Here is a 1203-nt window from a genome sequence, read left to right on the forward strand (position 1 = left end):
GCAAGCTGAATGCCGGCAGTGCTTAAAGCACGTGTAGGAGCTCATGCTGCCACTCACCCCTCCGCCCTGGTTATTGAGCCCGAACAGTTGAACGAGCCCACCTCGAACAGTTACAAGCGTGGGCCCAGCCAGAGCGCTCTCACCTTGAGTGTAAGAGGATTTGGCCATGTTTACCTGTGCTGGCATCGACGTTTCTAAAGACACCCTGCAGATCGAACTTGATCCACAAGGGATGGGGGCGGTTTTTCCCAATGACATCAATGACTTTTCAAGGATGGTTGAGTGGCTGAAGCGCCATCAAGTCAATCGTGCATTGCTGGAAGCGACCGGTGGCTACGAGCGAAGAGCCATGAAAGCACTCCAGGCGGCAGGTTTCGAAGTCCTGCGAGTCAACCCTTGCCGAGCCAAAAGCTTTGCTAGAGCCATGGGGCTGCATGCCAAAACTGATCCGATAGATGCGCGTCTTCTCGCGCAGTTTGCAGCGGTTATCCAATCTCCCGAAAGCCGAATCACAAATGCCGAGCAGGACAACCTGCGTGCATTGGTACAACAGCGGGAAAATTTTGTTCAGCAGAGAGATGACGACAAACGGCGGCTGAAAACGACCTGTTCTGAGATCGTGAAACCTGCGTTGCAGAGCCATATCGACTACTTACGCAAGGCCATAAAGTCGATAGAAAAACTGATGGGACAAAGTGCTGAACAGCTGGACAGCAAGAAAGTGGCCCGTCTGTGCTCGGTCAAAGGCATAGGGCTCGTGACGGCCGCCAGCCTAATGTCCTACCTCCCCGAGTTGGGCGAGGTGGGCAGGCACGAGATCGCCGCATTAGCAGGTGTAGCCCCCTATAACGACGACAGCGGCAAGCATAAAGGTAAGCGTCACATCAGCGGTGGACGGTTTGCTGTGAGGCGCTCGTTGTACATGGCCAGCTGGATCGTAATTCGGTATCAGCCAGAATTTAATGCCCGATACAAGGCGTTACGCGACAAAGGCAAATGCGCCAAAGTGGCACTCATCGCCTGCATGCGAGTCTTGCTGATCCGCTTGAACGCGATGATCCGTGACGGTTCTGAATGGAAAGAACACGTCGCCTAATGTGGCTGCGGTTGTTTCCTTAAGAAATTGCATGGCCTAGAGCTGTGGGAGCTTGACCGTCCCTTGAAATGATTTTCAAAAAAACGGTCAAGACAGTTGCTCCTACA

At 53.4% G+C, this 1203-nt stretch carries 1 protein-coding gene; it reads left to right on the forward strand.

Annotated features, from left to right (window positions below; genetic code table 11):
* Positions 1 to 166: 166 nt before the first annotated feature.
* On the forward strand, positions 167 to 1096 hold the full coding sequence (locus M5B42_RS32035) for a transposase (RefSeq protein WP_177103118.1): 930 nt from the start codon (positions 167 to 169) through the stop codon (positions 1094 to 1096).
* The last annotated feature ends 107 nt before the right edge of the window (positions 1097 to 1203 follow it).

Origin of the sequence: Pseudomonas sp. MWU12-2037 (genome assembly GCF_023242345.1) — a bacterium.
Classification (GTDB): domain Bacteria; phylum Pseudomonadota; class Gammaproteobacteria; order Pseudomonadales; family Pseudomonadaceae; genus Aquipseudomonas; species Aquipseudomonas gingeri_D.

Bases quoted from the DNA above. Each gene is read 5' to 3' on its own strand.
- M5B42_RS32035 (WP_177103118.1), top strand. From the start codon at position 167: ATGTTTACCTGTGCTGGCATCGACGTTTCTAAAGACACCCTGCAGATC.